Source organism: Actinomadura sp. 7K534 (assembly GCF_004348575.1).
In the GTDB taxonomy this organism is placed as follows: domain Bacteria; phylum Actinomycetota; class Actinomycetes; order Streptosporangiales; family Streptosporangiaceae; genus Spirillospora; species Spirillospora livida.
Map to the genome: position 1 here is coordinate 1 of NZ_SMKB01000192.1, position 13,818 is coordinate 13,818.

The 13,818-nt window shown below is 73.0% G+C and carries 12 protein-coding genes; 9 read left to right on the forward strand and 3 right to left on the reverse strand.

Annotation, left to right across the window (positions count from 1 at the left end):
• Positions 1-145 precede the first annotated feature (145 nt).
• The 5 genes from E1266_RS28130 to E1266_RS28150 are packed head-to-tail and all read left to right on the forward strand — an operon-like array spanning position 146 to position 5,924.
• Positions 146-1,402, forward strand: a complete 1,257-nt coding sequence (locus tag E1266_RS28130) for a cytochrome P450 (protein ID WP_132052098.1) — start codon at positions 146-148, stop codon at positions 1,400-1,402.
• A gap of 15 nt (positions 1,403-1,417) precedes the next feature.
• Entirely contained in the window at positions 1,418-2,650 is a 1,233-nt protein-coding gene (locus E1266_RS28135) for a cytochrome P450 (protein ID WP_132052100.1), read from the forward strand.
• 46 nt (positions 2,651-2,696) lie between these two features.
• Positions 2,697-4,001 carry a glycosyltransferase family 4 protein gene (locus tag E1266_RS28140; RefSeq protein ID WP_132052102.1) on the forward strand — a complete coding sequence of 435 codons (1,305 nt, stop codon included), beginning with the start codon at positions 2,697-2,699 and terminating at the stop codon, positions 3,999-4,001.
• Between the two features lie 44 nt (positions 4,002-4,045).
• Positions 4,046-4,807 carry a class I SAM-dependent methyltransferase gene (locus E1266_RS28145; protein WP_207945959.1) on the forward strand — a complete coding sequence of 254 codons (762 nt, stop codon included), beginning with the start codon at positions 4,046-4,048 and terminating at the stop codon, positions 4,805-4,807.
• On the forward strand, positions 4,797-5,924 hold the full coding sequence (locus tag E1266_RS28150; RefSeq protein WP_132052106.1) for a prenyltransferase: 1,128 nt from the start codon (positions 4,797-4,799) through the stop codon (positions 5,922-5,924). The genes E1266_RS28145 and E1266_RS28150 overlap by 11 nt, the downstream gene beginning before the upstream one ends.
• 69 nt (positions 5,925-5,993) lie before the next feature.
• Here the strand turns inward: E1266_RS28150 and E1266_RS28155 are convergent, their stop codons facing one another.
• The gene (locus E1266_RS28155; protein WP_132052108.1) at positions 5,994-6,701 is read right to left on the reverse strand and encodes a class I SAM-dependent methyltransferase; all 708 of its coding nucleotides are present in this window, start codon (positions 6,699-6,701) and stop codon (positions 5,994-5,996) included.
• Between the two features lie 159 nt (positions 6,702-6,860).
• Here E1266_RS28155 and E1266_RS28160 point away from each other — a divergent pair, with 159 nt between their 5' ends.
• The 3 genes from E1266_RS28160 (at position 6,861) to E1266_RS28170 (ending at position 9,353) form a co-directional block, all read left to right on the forward strand.
• A complete protein-coding gene (locus E1266_RS28160) occupies positions 6,861-7,052 on the forward strand; it encodes a ferredoxin (protein WP_132052110.1) in 192 nt (63 codons plus the stop codon).
• A gap of 120 nt (positions 7,053-7,172) precedes the next feature.
• Positions 7,173-9,050 (forward strand): endonuclease/exonuclease/phosphatase, encoded by a 1,878-nt coding sequence (locus E1266_RS28165; protein ID WP_243718971.1) that lies wholly within the window; start codon positions 7,173-7,175, stop codon positions 9,048-9,050.
• A gap of 117 nt (positions 9,051-9,167) precedes the next feature.
• Complete coding sequence (locus E1266_RS28170; protein WP_131952160.1) at positions 9,168-9,353, forward strand: hypothetical protein; 186 nt, start codon at positions 9,168-9,170, stop codon at positions 9,351-9,353.
• 216 nt (positions 9,354-9,569) lie between these two features.
• Here E1266_RS28170 and E1266_RS38985 read toward each other — a convergent pair whose 3' ends face one another.
• Both E1266_RS38985 and E1266_RS28185 read right to left on the reverse strand, forming a co-directional pair.
• Positions 9,570-12,170 carry a glycoside hydrolase gene (locus E1266_RS38985; protein ID WP_207945957.1) on the reverse strand — a complete coding sequence of 867 codons (2,601 nt, stop codon included), beginning with the start codon at positions 12,168-12,170 and terminating at the stop codon, positions 9,570-9,572.
• A gap of 111 nt (positions 12,171-12,281) precedes the next feature.
• Positions 12,282-12,848, reverse strand: coding sequence for a DUF1707 domain-containing protein (locus tag E1266_RS28185; protein WP_132052112.1), 567 nt, complete (start codon positions 12,846-12,848; stop codon positions 12,282-12,284).
• Positions 12,849-13,051: 203 nt separating this feature from the next.
• Here E1266_RS28185 and E1266_RS28190 point away from each other — a divergent pair, with 203 nt between their 5' ends.
• A complete protein-coding gene (locus tag E1266_RS28190) occupies positions 13,052-13,636 on the forward strand; it encodes a Uma2 family endonuclease (RefSeq protein ID WP_132052114.1) in 585 nt (194 codons plus the stop codon).
• The last annotated feature ends 182 nt before the right edge of the window (positions 13,637-13,818 follow it).

The window sequence follows — 13,818 nt, forward strand, 5'->3', positions numbered from 1 at the left end:
GTGGAGGGGTGGTCACTGGGTGGGATCGGGGGTTGATGAGACTGGAGTCTCATGTTAGAACGTGTTCTAGATCTGTGGCCAAGCAAGCGCTCAGTTTCAGGGTCTCGTGGCCTCGAGTTCCCGCCCCGGACGAAGGGTCTTCCGCATGGCACTTGAGACGTCCATCGCCTCGGCCACCCGGCCGTTCCGCGCACCCGAGATCGACATCATCGACCCCGGCGTCTACGAGCGCGGGGGGATACCGCACCAGCAGTTCGCGTGGCTGCGCGACAACGACCCCGTCCACTGGCACCAGGACCCGAACGAGGGCGTGCCGGGGTTCTGGGCGGTGACGCGGCACGAGGACGTCGTGCAGGTGTCGCGCCGGGCGGATCCGTTCTCGTCCCGCGAGCGGACGTCGATGTTCGAGGAGTTCACCGACGACGACATCGCCCTGTACGGGCAGATGATGCTGTTCCAGGACCCGCCGGACCACACCCGGCTGCGGGCCATGGTGAACAAGGGGTTCACCCCGCGCATGATCGGCCGGCTGCAGGACCACATCCGGGAAATCTGCCACCGGCTCATAGACGAGGCGGCGCCTTTGGGCGAGTGTGACTTCGTGGAGTACTTCGCCGCGCCGCTGCCGCTCTACACGATCTGCGAGCTGCTCGGCGCACCGCTGGAGGACCGGAAGAAGATCTTCCACTGGTCCAACAAGCTGGTGGCGTTCAACGACCCCGACTACATCGGGGACCGGACGGAGTCGCAGCTGTGCGCGGCCGAGTTCGCCGGCTGGGCCGGGGAGCTGGCGAGCAGCCGGGCCTCGACGCCGCGCGACGACATCGTGACCAAGCTGCTCACGCCGGACGCGGACGGCTCCCGCATCACCGACGAGGAGTTCCAGCTCTTCGTGATCATGCTGTCCATCGCCGGGAACGAGACGACGCGGACGGCAACGGCGGGCGGCATGCAGGCGTTCTTCGAGCGCCCCGACCAGTGGGAGCGGCTCAAGGCGGACCGGAGCCTGCTGCCCACGGCGGTGGAGGAGATCGTCCGCTGGGTGAGCCCGATCAACCAGTTCCGCCGGACCGCCCTCACCGACGTCGAGCTGGGCGGCAAGCAGATCAAGGCGGGCGACAAGGTCGTGCTGTTCTACGGGTCCGCCAACCGGGACGAGCGGGTGTTCGACGACCCGTTCAAGTTCGACGTGGGCCGCGACCCCAACCCGCACATCGGGTTCGGGGGCGGCGGGCCGCACTTCTGCCTCGGCACCCATCTGGCCAGGATGAACCTGAAGATCATCTTCGAGACGATCCTGGACCGGATGCCCGATATCCGGCCGGCCGGCGAACCCCGCCGGCTGCGGTCGAACTTCGTCAACGGGCTGAAGGAGCTGCCGGTGCGCTTCAGCCCGTCCTGACCCGAGGAGGTTCCCGTGAGCGTCACCCCCGACATCGAGCTGGTCGACCCCGCTCCGTACGAGCACGGAGGCGTCCCGTACGGGCAGCTCGCCTGGCTGCGCGAGCACGACCCGGTGCACCGCCACCACGGCGACCCGGACCGGGGCCACCCACCGTTCTGGGCGGTGACGCGGCACGAGGACGTGGTGCACGTGTCGCGGCACCCCGAGCTGTTCTCCTCGTGGCGGCGGCTGGCGCTGTTCGAGGAGCCGGAGGAGGAGGCCCTCCACCTGCAGCGGATGATGATGCTCAACCAGGACCCGCCCGAGCACTCGCGGAAGCGGAGCATCGTCAACCGGGGCTTCACCCCGCGCGCCATCGCGGTGCTGGAGGAGCACGTCAGGGAGATCTGCCGGGGCCTGGTCGCCGAGACCCTCGACCGGGGCGCGGAGGCCGACTTCGTCCGGGACCTGGCGGCCCCGCTCCCGCTGTACGTGATCTGCGAGCTGCTCGGCGCCCCGCCGGAGGACCGGGAGAAGATCTTCCACTGGTCGAACACGCTGATCGGCGGGGACGACCCGGACTTCCAGCGGACGCCGGAGGAGGGCCAGGCCGCCGCGACCGAGCTGTACGCGTACGCGAACGTCCTGGCCGCCGACCGGCGGGAGAACCCCCGCGAGGACATCGTCACCAAGCTGCTGCAGCCGGACGCCGACGGGCAGGTGCTGAGCGGCGACGAGTTCGAGCTGTTCGTGATGCTGCTGTCGGTCGCGGGCAACGAGACGACCCGCAACGCGGCGAGCGGCGGGATGCTGGCGCTGCTGGAGCATCCGGAGCAGTGGGAGCGGCTGCGGGCCGACCGCTCCCTCGTCCGGACGGCGGCGGACGAGATCGTCCGCTGGGTCACCCCCGTCAACCTTTTCAAGCGGACGGCCGCCCGGGACACCGAACTGCGCGGCCGCAAAATCGCCGAGGGCGACAAGGTCGTGGTGTTCTACTCGTCCGCGAACCGCGACGAGGCGGTGTTCGCCGCCCCGGACGCGTTCGACGTCGGCCGCGACCCCAACCCGCACCTGGGCTTCGGCGGAGGCGGGCCGCATTTCTGCCTCGGCTCGCACCTTGCCCGACTCGAGCTCAGTGTGCTCTTCGAAACACTTTTGGACGCCGTGCCCAATATTGAACTCAACGGTAACGTTCGGAGGCTAAGGTCTAGTTTCATCAACGGCATCAAGGAGATGCCGGTGCGCGTGCGGCCGGCGTCCCCCTGAGTGGCGGGTACCGACTGACGGGAGTGGTGCGTGGGCAGGGGATGGCGTGGGTGAGGCAGGCGAGCCGGGCGGTGCTTCCGGCCCGGACGGTTCGTTGCGGATCGCCCTGCTCTCGTACCGGAGCAAGCCGCACTGCGGCGGGCAAGGCGTCTACCTCCGGCATCTGAGCCGGGAACTGGCCGACCTCGGGCACCGGGTCGAGGTGCTCTCCGGCCAGCCTTATCCGGAGCTGGACCGGGAGGAGATCGTCCTCACCGAGGTCCCCAGCCTGGACCTGTACCGGGACGAGGACCCGTTCCGCATCCCGGCCCTCGGCGAGTTCCGCGACTGGGTGGACGTGCTGGAGTTCGCGCACATGAAGACCGGCGGCTTCCCCGAGCCGCTGACCTTCAGCCTCCGCGCGCTGCGGCTGCTGAGCCGGCGCCGCCGCGACTTCGACATCGTGCACGACAACCAGGTCCTCGGCCTCGGCAACCTCGGCATCGCCCGGCTCGGGCTGCCGCTGGTCACGAGCATCCACCACCCGATCAGCGTCGACCGGCGGATCGAGCTGGAGGCCGCGCGCGGCATCAAGCAGAAGCTCGGCAAGCGCCGCTGGTACGGGTTCGTGTCCATGCAGGCGCAGGTGTCGCGGCGGATCGGCCCGGTGCTGACGGTCTCCGAGTCGTCCAAGGTCGACATCGTCAAGGACTTCCGGGTCGACCCGCGCGACATCGACATCCTGCCCCTCGGCGTCGACACCCGGATCTTCCACCCGCGCGGCGAGCGCGTCCCCGGCCGCATCGTCGCGATGGCCAGCGCGGACGCCCCGATCAAGGGCGTGGACGTGCTGCTGCGCGCCGTCGCCAAGCTCGCCACCGAGCGCGACGTGCACGTCATCGTCGTGTCCAAGCCGAAGAAGGACGGCCCGACCGACAAGCTCGTGCGGGACCTGGCCCTCGGCGACCGCGTCCGGTTCGTCAGCGGGATCAGCGACGACGAGCTGGGCGAGCTGCTCGCGTCCGCGGAGATCGCCGTCGTGCCGTCCCGCTACGAGGGCTTCTCGCTGCCGGCCGTGGAGCACATGGCGTCCGGGACGCCGCTGGTCGCCAGCCGCGCCGGCGCGCTGCCCGAGGTGGTCGGCGACGGCGGCGTCCTCGTCGAGCCCGGGGACGTGGAGGAGCTGGCCGCGACCCTGCACCGGCTGCACGACTCCGCGGCGGAGCGCGCACGCGTCGGCGAGGCGGGACTGGCCCGCGTCCAGGAGCGCTTCGCCTGGCCGGCCGTGGCGAAGGCCACGGTCGAGCACTACCGGGCCGCCATCACCCAGCAGAACTACCTGCGGCTCGCCGCGGGCAAGGGCAAGGGCTGAGGGACGTCCCTCCGGGCGTTTCCCTGTACGAAAGGAGCACGACCCTGCTGACCGTGGATTTCCAGCGGTTCCGCGTCACCCCCGGAGACCGCGTCCTCGACATGGGATGCGGCGCCGGACGGCACGCCTTCGAGCTGTACCGCCGGGGTGCGCACGTCGTGGCCTTCGACCAGGACGCCGAGGAGCTGTCCGGTGTCGAGAAGATGTTCGGGGCCATGCGCCTCGACGGCGAGGTGCCCGAGGACGCGACCGCAGAGACCGTGCAGGGTGACGCGCTCGACCTGCCGTTCCCCGACGACCACTTCGACGCGATCGTCGCGTCGGAGGTGCTGGAGCACATCCCCGACGACATGCGCGCGATGCGGGAGCTGCTGCGCGTCCTGCGGCCCGGCGGGAAGCTGGCCGTGACCGTGCCGAGCTGGCTGCCCGAGCGGGTCTGCTGGGCGCTGTCGGAGGACTACCACACCGCGCCCGGCGGGCACGTGCGGATCTACACCCGCGCCGAGCTGGAGGCCAAGCTCAAGTCGGTCGGCTTCAAGGTCGGCGGCCACCACCACGCGCACGGGCTGCACGCGCCGTACTGGTGGATCAAGTGCGCGGTGGGGGTGAACAACGACGGCAACCCCCTCGCCAAGGGCTACCACCAGATCCTGGTGTGGGACATCATGAAGCGGCCGCTCGCGACCCGGCTGGCCGAGCGCGCGCTGAACCCGCTGATCGGCAAGAGCGTGGTCGTCTACCTGGGCAAGCCCGCGGCGCCCGGCTCGCCCGCGGCCCCGGCCAAGGAGACCGCGGATGCGGTCTGAGACGGGCCCGCCCTCGGTGGCCGGGGTGCTGTCCGCGGACGACGTCCTCGCGACCGCCCGCAGCATCGCCGCGCAGCAGGAGAAGTCCGGCGCGATCCCGTGGTTCTCGCCGACGAACGGCGTCCCCGGCCACGTGGACGCCTGGAACCACGTCGAGGCCGCGATGGCGCTGCGCGTCGCCGGGCTCGGCGCGGAGGCCGGGCGGGCGTACGAGTGGCTGCGCGGCGTGCAGCGGCCGGACGGGTCGTGGCCCGCCAAGTGGGTGCTGGGCGAGGTCACCGAGCCGGGCGGCGAGTCCAACCACGCCGCCTACCTCGCGGTGGGCGTGTGGCACGAGCTGCTGATGACCGGGGACGAGGAGTTCGCGCACCGGATGTGGCCCGCGGTCCGGCGGGCGGTCGAGTTCACGCTCGGCCTGCAGACCCGGCGCGGGGAGATCATCTGGCTGCGGCACGAGAACGGCGAGGCGTCCGACCACGCGCTGCTGACCGGCTGCTCGTCGATCCACCAGTCGCTGCGCTGCGCGGTCGCGCTGGCCGAGCACCTCGGCGAGCACCAGCCGGAGTGGGAGCTGGCCGCCGACCAGCTCGGGCACGTGGTGGCCGCGCACCCGGAGGCGTTCGCCGACAAGAGCCGCTGGTCGATGGACTGGTACTACCCGGTGCTGGGCGGGCCCGTCCGCGGCGAGGACGCGGCGCGCCGGTTCGACGAGGGCTGGGACACGTTCGTCGTGCCGGGCCTCGGCTGCCGGTGCGTGTCCGACCAGCCGTGGGTGACGGCGGCGGAGACGTGCGAGCTTGTGCTGGCGCTGGACGCGGCGGGCGACCGCGACCGGGCGCTGGAGCTGTTCGCGACGATCCAGCACCTGCGGCACGAGGACGGCTCGTACTGGACGGGCTGGCAGTTCGAGAACCGCCGGCACTTCCCCGGGGACCGCTCCACCTACACGGCCGCCGCGGTGATCCTCGCGGCGGACGCGCTGGCGGACGCCTCCCCGGGCGCCCGGCTGTTCAAGGAGGTCGCGGGACGCCCGCTGGGCCCGTCCGAGGCGTCCGACCCGCTGGCGTGCGGCTGCGCCCTGGTCTCGGTGGCCAACCCGGTGCGCACGAACCTCTGACCGCGATCCCGCTCGACTTGCGGCGTGTCGTTGTTCCGGCAAGCCGGATGACAACGACACGCCCGCAGGTCAGCGCAGCGGGTCGGTGTCGTTGACGCGTTCCAGGACGCGCAGGGAGCCCTCGGTGCGGCGCTCCTCGAACGCTCCGCTCTCCAAGGCCCGCAGGTAGAGGTGGTACGGGGCCTGGCCGCCGTCCTTGGGGTCGGGGAAGACGTCGTGGATCGCGAGGGCCCCGCCGACGGTGACGTGCGGCGCCCAGCCTTCGTAGTCGGCTTGCGCGTGCTCCTCGGCGTGGCCGCCGTCGATGAACAGCATCGCCAAGGGGGTCTGCCAGAGGGCCGACACCGTGCGGGACTGGCCCACGACGGCGACGACCTCGTCCTCAAGGCCCGCGGACGCGATCGTCTTCCGGAACGTGGGGAGCGTGTCCATCCGCCCTGTGCTCGGGTCTACGAGGGACGGGTCGTGGTACTCCCAGCCCGCCTGGTTCTCCTCCGAGCCGTGGTGGTGGTCCACGGTGACCACGATCGTGCCTGCCGCCTTGGCCGCGGCCCCCAGGTAGACGGCGGACTTGCCGCAATAGGTGCCCACCTCCAGCAGCGGGCCGGTGGCGGTCAGCCGCCTCCCGTAGTCGAGGGCGGTCTCGTACAGCGCGAGGCCCTCGGCGTCCGGCATGAAGCCCTTCGCGTTGCGCGCGGCCCGCAGCAGTTCCGCGGGCATCGCGGGGGCCGTCCCGCCGGTCGTTTCCGGGCCGGCGGACGCCTTGCCATGAGTCATCGATTCCTCCGTCCGCGCACCTTATCCCGAGATCGTCCACAATGAGACGGGACCTTGCTCCCGCAGACTGGAACGTGTTCTACTTTCGGGGTGGGCGCGGCAACCCGAACCACGTTCGGTACGTTGGCGTGAACGCCCGCGTTGGAAACGGAGAAGGCCATGCGAGTACGAGTCGACCCCTTGGTGTGCGAGGCGAACGCCGTGTGCGTCGGGCTCGCCCCCGAGGTCTTCGACCTCAGCGACGAGGACGAGCTGCTGATCCTCAAGCCCGACGTCCCGGCGGAGGAGCAGGACCGCGTACGGCACGCGGTCCGGTCGTGCCCGAAGGCCGCGCTCACCCTGGAGGAGTAGCCCGGTCGCCGGCCCGGAACGCCCGCGGGCCCTTGCCCGGCGGGCGTCACGGCGCGCTCCGCGGCACGCGTATCATCCTTGTCGTCCGATCGGAAACTCCCTAACGATCATGGAGCGCGGGTGGTGCACGGTCTCCGGAGGGCCCTGGCCGCGGCCGTTCTCGCCGCCCCGCTGGCCGCGCCCCCCGCGGCGCACGCGGCGGCCCCCGCCGTCCGGATCCGGGACGTGCAGGGCGCCGCGCACATCTCCCCGCTGAACGGTTCCGCGGTCGCCCGGGTCCCCGGCGTCGTGACCGCGCTGACCGGCAACGGCTTCTGGATGCAGGACCCGCGGCCCGACCGCGACCACGGCACGTCCGAGGGCGTGTTCGTCTTCACCCGGACCCGGCCGGACGTGGCGGTCGGCGACGCCGTCCGGGTGGCCGGGAAGGTCGCCGAGTACCGTCCCGGCGGCGCCTCGTCCGCGGGCCTCACCCGCACGGAGATCGGCGCGACCGAGACCGCCGTCGAGTCGCGCGGCAACCCGCTGCCGCCGCCGGTCGTGGTCGGCCCGGGGGGCCGCCGCCCGCCCACGCGGGTGGTCGACCGCCGGAGCGGCGACGTGGAGAGGGGCGGCGGGTTCGACCCCCGGCGCGACGGCATCGACTTCTACGAGTCCCTCGAAGGGATGCGGATCGAGATCCGCGACGCCGTCGCGGTCGGCCCGTCCCGGCACGGCGAGATCCCCGTGCTGGCCGCCGGCGGCGCCGGTGCCGGGCCGCGGACGAAGCGCGGCGGCATCCTGCTCCGGGACGGCAGCCGGTTCGGCGGCGGCGACGCCAACCCCGAGCGGATCATCCTCGACGACGCCCTCGCCCCGCTGCCCGCCATGCACGTCGGCGACCGGCTCCCCGGCGCGAACCACGGCGTGCTCGACTACGGGTTCGGCGCCTACCACCTGCTGCTCACCGCGCAGCCGCGGCGCGAACCGGGCGGGCTCGCCCGCGAGACCACCCGCCCGCAGCGGGACGGCGAACTCGCCGTCGCCACCGCCCGGCTGGACGGCCTGCACCCCGGCTCGCCGCCCGCGCGGTTCACCGCCCTCGCCGCCGACATCGTCACGGGGCTGCGCTCCCCCGACCTCATCGCGGTCACCGAGCTCGGCGACAACAGCGGCCCGGACGACGACGGCATCGTCGCCGCCGACCAGACCGTCGCCCAGCTCGTCACCGCGATCAGCATGGCGGGCGGGCCCGCCTACGACTGGCGGTCGGTCACGCCGCGCGACAACGCCGACGGCGGCGCGGCGGGCGACAACCGGCGGACGGGCTTCCTGTTCCGCGCCGACCGGGGGCTGGCGTTCGTCGACCGCCCGGTGCTCACCGACCCGCTCCCGGACGGGCCGCCCGAGGGCCCCGACCCGGCCGTGACGCCCGTCCGGGCAGTGCGGCGCGGCGGGACGGCCGGGCTGACGCTGAGCCCCGGCCGGATCACGCCCGGCGACGCCGCGTGGTCCCGGACCCGCAAGCCCGTCGCCGGGGAGCTCACCTGGCAGGGCCACCGCATCATCGTGATCGCGAACCAGTGGTTCCCGCGGACGGACGACGACGAGCCGCTGTTCGGCCGGAACCAGCCGCCGGAGCGGCCCAGCCGGTGGCGCCGCGACGCCCAGGCCCGCGTGGTGGCCGACTTCGTGCGGTCGGTCCGGAGGGTGGACGCGAACGCCCGCGTCATCGTCACGGGCGAGCTCAACGACGGCGAGGAATCCATCCCGGTCAACACCCTCGTCGAGCGCACCGGCCTCACCGACCTCCCGGCGCGCCTGCCCGCCGGCGACCGCTACACGGCGGTGTCCGGCGGCAACTCGGAGGTCCTCGACCACATCCTGCTCAGCCCGGCGCTGCGGCGCCACAGGCACGAGTTCGACGTGGTGCACCGCAGCGCCGAGTTCGCCGACCGGGACGAGGGGCGCGATCCCACGATCGTCCGCATCGCCCTGCCGGAGAGTAGCGCTCCCTAATTTGGGAGGTGCCAAAAAGATCGTCAAAGGACGGTCCTGAATACCGCCGGTGTTTTTCCTGGCGGCCGCGGGGGACACGTCGATCGTCAGACCCCCACCCGGGAGGAGACGCCCTACATGGCGTACCGCTACCGGCCGCACATCAGCCTGGTCGGCCTCATCTACCTCATCATCGGCGTGTTCGTCGCCTGGGACCGCGGCTACATCAACGAGAGCCTGATCGAACGGGTCATCAGCGCGCTGCTGGCCATCTTCCTGTGGGTCCTCGTCCTGCTCGGCGTCGACTTCCACATCGACTTCTGACCCCCGGTCCGGGCCACGGGCCGTCCCGAGCCCCCGCCGAGGGACGGCCCGTGTCCTCCACGACAGATGCACCTCGCGCCCGCGGTCATGGACCGCGCGGCGCGGCGGCGTTACGTTCCGCCCATGACGACGAAGAACTGCAGTTGCGGACATGGCGGCGGATGCTCGTGCCCGAAGGGCTGCTCCTGCGGCTGCAACGGCTGACGCCCCCTCCCCCTACTCCGGCACCGGGGCCTTCCACAGGAGGGGGGTCTCGGTGTGCGCGTCCGCGGCGACGCCGGTGGCCAGCACGGACGAACCCGCGGTGGTCAGGGCGGTGAGCCGCTGCTCGCCCGCGCCCGCCAGGCCGGGGACCCGGAGGCGGCGCCACGCGACGCCGTCCGCGGACGCCAGGATCTCCGCGTCCCGGCGCGACGTGCTCGCGGCCACGACGAAGCCGCGCGGCGTCGCGGTGATCGCGGTGGCGTTGAGGTCGCCGCCGAGGCCGTGCGGGGCCCAGGTCGTCCCGCCGTCGGCGGAGACCAGCGGGGCGCCGTCCGTGCCGGTCGCCACCAGTACGTCGCCGTGGGCGGCGACGGCCGTGAGCGGCCCGCTGGCGAGACCGCCCGGCAGTTCGGCGGCCGTCCACTTCGCACCGTCCGGGGACGTCCAGACGGCCGGTGCGCGCCCCTTGCCGCCGACCGCCACGTACTTCCCGGCGGTGGCCGTCACGTCGGACGGGGCGCCGTCGACCCCGGTGCGCTGCCACGCCTTGAGGTCGGCCGAGCGCCAGATCGCGCCCGACGCCGCGGCGACGTAGCCGGCGTGGCCGGTCGCGGCGGCCACGGGCGCCGGGCCGGCGGGGAACGCGGCCTTCTCCCAGGCGACCCCGTCCTGCGACGTCATCGCCACCGGGGCCGGGGCGTCGCCGGACGTGCGGCCCACCGCGAGCCATCCCGCGGCGCCCTCGACGACGTCCGAGAGCGACCCGCCGGTGCCGGGGAACCGGGCGCGCTGCCACGCGCCGCCGTCCGGGGACGTCCAGATCGCCGCCGCGCCGTTGCTGCTGCCCACCGCGACCGAGCGGCCGGGGGTCCCCGCCAGGGACCGTACGGCGCGTTCAGGGCGCACGGCGCCCGGCACGGTGCGCAGGTCCACACCGTGCAGGTAGGCGTCGTCGCCCTTGCTCCCGGAGACCGCGATCGCGCCGCCCGAGGCGACCGTCAGCCCGCTGCTCTCCACGGGCCCGGCCACGGTGCCGCCCTGCTTCCAGGTGCGCCCGTCGTCGGTGCGCAGGATCTGGGACGCGCCGTCCGCGCCCCGCACGAGGACCGCCAGGCCGTCCGGCGTCCCGCCGAACCGCTCGATCCCGGCGCCCCTGAACCGGCTCACGGCCCGCCACTCACGGCCGTCCGCCGAGGTGAACAGAAGCCCGAACCGCGTCGTCCTGCGCTTGTTCTTCCGGCCGGACGTGTGCCTGCCCTCCCGGACGGTCGCGAACCCGCCGGGGCCGAAGGCGAGGCCCTTCGTCGGCCCGTAGGAGCCGTGGCTCTGCGGGATGTTCACCCGGGCCCACGTCCGCCCGCCGTCCGTGGACCGCCACGCGCCGTGGCTCGGGACGGTGCGCGTGACCTTCCGCCGGCCCCGCTTCACGGTGACCTTCCGGGGGTAGGTGCCGTGGCTCACGAGGACGCTCCCGGACGACGCCACGCCGTCGAAGCCGCTGATCCCCTCGATGCCCTCGATCCGCTGCCACCTGCTGCCGTCCGGTGAGATCCAGGCGACGGCGCGGTCGTCGGCGCCGCCCACGGCGACGAACCCGGTCGCGGTGCGGGCGACGCCGCGCACGTCGTCGGACGGCTTGAACACGGCGCCGAGGTCGTGCCTGGTCCAGGTCTGCGCGTTCTCGCTCGTCCACGCCACCGTGCCGCCGCCGGACGAGCGGCCGAGCGCCACCCACCCGCGGTCTCCGGCGGTGACCATGTCCGGGCTGTCGCCGGCGGGGGCGACCGGCCCGCCGGCGGAGCGCAGCCGCGCCAGCGACCACGTCCGCCCGGCGTCGACGGAGTAGAGGAACCGGCTCCGCTCCCGCCCCGGGGCGCCGTCGCCCTCGGTGCCCACGGCGACGAGCGTCCCGCCCGCGGAGGTGACGGCGCTGAGTTCCTGGACGAGCCCGTCGGTCTCGGCGGCGGGGTCGGGCGCGAACAGCGCGTCCGCCGCCACCGGCGCCGGGACGCCGGGCTCGTCCGAGCCGCTCTCCCCCTGCGTGACCGTGAAGATGGCACCGCCCGCGACCACTACGAGCCCGGTCGCGACCGCCAGCCGCGAGCGCAGCCGCCGCGGCGCGGCCCCCTTCCGCGCGGCCGCCAGGCCGGGCCCGGCCACCAGCACGTCCGCGGGGTCGAGCGCGGCCTTCTTGCCCGCGCCCTTCTGCCCATCGCTCTTCTTGCCGGCGTCCTTCTTGCCGGCGGGCTTCTCCGGAGCGGCCTTCTCGGCCGCGGGCTTCTTCGGAGCGGGCTTCTTCGGAGCGGGCTTCTTCGGAGCGGGCTTCGCGGCGGCCTTCTGCTTCGCCTTCTTCGCACCGGACTTCTTCGCCGCGGGGGCCGTCTCCACGGCCTCGGCCGGCTGCTCCCGGCGGGGCGGGGCGCCGTGCCCCCACTTCAGCCCGGCGGCGCGCCAGGCCTCGAACGCGCGCTGCCAGGGGGACAGCGTGGCCGGCATGTCGGCGAGGTCGCCGGCGACGCCGAACGTCAGCCGCCGGCGGACCTGGCGGGAGCCGCCCGCCTCCTGCTCGGCCGTCCGCCGGGCCTCGTCCTGCTCCGGGGTACTCGCCGTCACACGCGCTCCTTCACGGTCCTGTCGGACCCCCATCAAATCGCGCCACGCCACCGTCTGTACGGACATCCGCGTGAACGGCGGCCTATGGGGCCGCGGGAGCGTTCTATCACTTCAGGAGCGTCGTAGCCGATCTTTCGCCTCGATCGTTCCCTTGTAGGCATAACCCCTGACATGTACGACAGGTGCCCCCGCGGGCGGGGCGCCGTGCACCTCCGCGGAGATGCCCATACCGTCCGTCTCCACGCGGACACCCGGGGGCATGATGATCTCCACCGTCGACTTGTAGGCCGGCACCCGCAGCACGGTGACGGGCCCCTCCAGCTCGGCGGAGCGCAGGTCGAGCAGCGCCGTGCCCTTGTAGACGACGGTGGTGAACCGCTCGGGCAGCCGCCAGCGCCCGGCGCGCGTTACGGAGTTCTTGTAGGCGACCTGGAACCGGCCGGCCGGACCGGCGCACCGCGCGTCCGCCGGGCCGGGCCCGGTGGGCAGGTCGGCGGCCACGGCCCCGAGTTCGGTGTGGGTGCGCGCCGCGAGGGTCAGGTCGATGCGCTCGTCGAGTTCGGCCTCGGTCAGGCGGCCCTCGGCGAAGGCGTCGTGCAGCCGGACGAGCATCTCGTCGCGGTCGCGGTCCGAGGCGCGCAGCGCGGGAACGGTCAGGGGTTGCTGCTCGACGCTCATCGCATCTCTCCTTCGGGGCGGTCCGCCTCCGCAGGGTCGTCCCTCCACCTGGCGGAGGGTCAAGGGCAGAACGAGATGTATCTTAACCTGTCTCCCCTCGGCTTTCGAGACATTGTCCGCATCCCGACGCGCGATCATGCCTGCCGCGCCGCCGGAGGTCCGTCCGCTAGATTCGGATAAGCCGAGGTGAGGGGGGATGTTCCATGGGCGCGACGCTCGGCCGCGCGCACGGTCCGTACACGCTGTACGACCTGGACGCGCTGCCCGAGGAGGGCCGCCGCTACGAGCTCGCCGACGGCTGGCTCCACGAGCTGCCGGGCGACCTGTGGCACGACCACGCGGCCGACCAGCTCAAGGTCGTCCTCAAGGACGCGGCCCGCCAGGCGGACGCCGACGTCCACGTCGCCGGCGCCCCGCAGGACGTCACCACCCCCGCGGGCATCCGCAAGCCGGACGTCTTCGCCGTGAGCCGCGACGTCGCCCGCGCCGCCCTGGAGCGCCAGACCCGCACCTACTACGGCCCGGACCTCCTCCTCGTCGCCGAGGTCGTCACGCCCCGCACCGTCAACGAGCAGATCGACCGCGTGCGCAAGGTGGAGGAGTACGCCATGACCGGCATCCCGCACTACTGGCTGATCGATCTGGAGCCCCGGCCGACGGTCACCATGCTGGAGTTGCGGGACGGCCGCTACGAGGTGGCCGCGAAGGCCCGGTCGGGCGAGACGATCACGCTGAACCGCCCCTACCCCATCTCCTTCGACCCGTCCCGCCTCTCCGAGATGGACTGAAGTGTTCATTGCATTGCCCTCGGCGGTCAGGCCCTAGAGGGCCTTCCCTTCAACGGGCACTGCGCGCGATCGCTGCATCGCTCCGGCTCGCCCAGGGGCTCGCTGCGCGATCACATTCCTCGCAGCCTTCGGACGCGATCGCAGGCGTTCAGGTCGGCGCGGGGTCTGTCTGTTATACACCT

Bases quoted from the DNA above. Each gene is read 5' to 3' on its own strand.
- E1266_RS28130 (WP_132052098.1), top strand. From the start codon at position 146: ATGGCACTTGAGACGTCCATCGCCTCGGCCACCCGGCCGTTCCGCGCA.
- E1266_RS28150 (WP_132052106.1), top strand. From the start codon at position 4,797: ATGCGGTCTGAGACGGGCCCGCCCTCGGTGGCCGGGGTGCTGTCCGCG.
- E1266_RS28155 (WP_132052108.1), bottom strand. From the start codon at position 6,701: ATGACTCATGGCAAGGCGTCCGCCGGCCCGGAAACGACCGGCGGGACG.
- E1266_RS28160 (WP_132052110.1), top strand. From the start codon at position 6,861: ATGCGAGTACGAGTCGACCCCTTGGTGTGCGAGGCGAACGCCGTGTGC.
- E1266_RS28170 (WP_131952160.1), top strand. From the start codon at position 9,168: ATGGCGTACCGCTACCGGCCGCACATCAGCCTGGTCGGCCTCATCTAC.
- E1266_RS28185 (WP_132052112.1), bottom strand. From the start codon at position 12,848: ATGAGCGTCGAGCAGCAACCCCTGACCGTTCCCGCGCTGCGCGCCTCG.
- E1266_RS28190 (WP_132052114.1), top strand. From the start codon at position 13,052: ATGGGCGCGACGCTCGGCCGCGCGCACGGTCCGTACACGCTGTACGAC.